This window comes from Streptomyces sp. MS19, from assembly GCF_047200595.1.
GTDB lineage: Bacteria > Actinomycetota > Actinomycetes > Streptomycetales > Streptomycetaceae > Streptomyces.
In genome coordinates, this window is record NZ_JBJZOH010000087.1 from 1 (window position 1) to 1,443 (window position 1,443).

At 67.8% G+C, this 1,443-nt stretch carries 1 protein-coding gene; it reads right to left on the reverse strand.

Annotation, left to right across the window (positions count from 1 at the left end):
* Nucleotides 1-1,443, reverse strand: a 1,443-nt coding sequence (locus tag ACL02R_RS29985; RefSeq protein ID WP_412800110.1) for a right-handed parallel beta-helix repeat-containing protein, incomplete at both ends; no start/stop codon positions are given.

Genomic DNA, 1,443 nt, shown 5'->3' on the forward strand with positions numbered 1-1,443 from the left:
GCCGCCACCCTGCTTGAACTGGATGCCGTCGTACGTCGAGTCGTGGATCTCCGTGTCGCGGATCACCACGCCCGGGATGTTCTGGCTCGCCGGGAAGATGGTGATGGCGCCGAACTCCTGTGCCTCGCCCCAGAAGGCGCCGCCGGTGCGGTGCAGCACGTTGTTCGCGATCAGGGTCTGGCCCGAGAAGGGCAGCGGGTCGTGGTCGGTCGCGAGCATGATGCCCGGGTAGTTCATGGTGTCGGAGATGATGTTGTTCTCGATCGAGTTGTCGTAGCCGCCGTAGATCGCGATGCCGTTGGCGCGCCAGGGCAGCTGGATGGTGTTGTTGCGGAACGCGTTGTCGTGGCCGACGTCCACGGACGTGTCGCGCACGTAGCGGCTGGCCCAGACGGCGAGTGAGTCGTCGCCGGTGTTGCGGAACGACGAGTTGAACACGGTGGAGTTGCGGGTGCCGTTGGTGAAGTTGATGCCGTCGGCGTAGGTGTTGCGGATGCGCATGCCGCTGAACTCGACGCCGTCGCCGGGGCCCCAGAGGTCGGGGATGTTGTCGAAGTCGCGGCCGACCCACACGCCCACGTTGGCGTGCTCGATCCACACGTTGCGGATGGCCGTGTTCTCGCCGAAGCGGCCGTTGAGGCCGACGCCGCCCTCGTGGTTGCCGTCGCCGCCGCGGATGGTGCCTGAGCCGAAGATGGCGATGTCGGAGATCTGCGTGTTGTCGTCGATGTCGAAGCCGAAGTTGCCCTCGTGCGGGTGGTTGATGCCACCGGCCTCGTGCGGCGGGGTCAGCGTGTAGAGCTGCGAGTGCCACATGCCCGCGCCGCGGATCGTGACGTCGCTGATGCCGACCTGGTTGAACTGGCCGCGGTTGAGCGGGTCGTCGGTCAGGATCTTCTGCTCCTGCCGCCACTGGCCCGCCGGAATCCAGACGCAGTCGATCTCGCCGTTCTGGTCCGCCGTCACGGCGCGCTGGATCGCGGCCGTGTCGTCGATCCCGTCGTTCGCGACGGCGCCGTACTCGGTGATCGAGGTGCACTCGGCGGGCTTGGCGGCCGGGGGAGCGACCTGCTCCAGGTCGATGAGGTCGATGATGTAGAACGCCGCGGTGTCGTTCGCGTCCCGCTGGAGCCGGAAGACGGTGCCCGCCGGGTAGCTCTGCGACAGCAGCGCGTTGGACTCGTCGAACAGGCGCCGCGCGTCGCCGCCCGGCGTGTTGGTGAGCCCCTCGGGGCTGTCGGTGTTGCCGTACAGCCAGCTGTGCTTGGACGAGAGCGTGATCTTGCGGACGAAGGTGCCGTCCGCGTAGAGGCTGATCGTCGCCTCCTGGCCGCCGCCGCCCGGCGCGTCCGGGATGGAGTTGCGCACGACGATCGAGTTGGCCGGGCTGGTGGACGTGAACTCGACGTACTGGCCCGTGCTGTTCAGGCGCACCGACTCGCG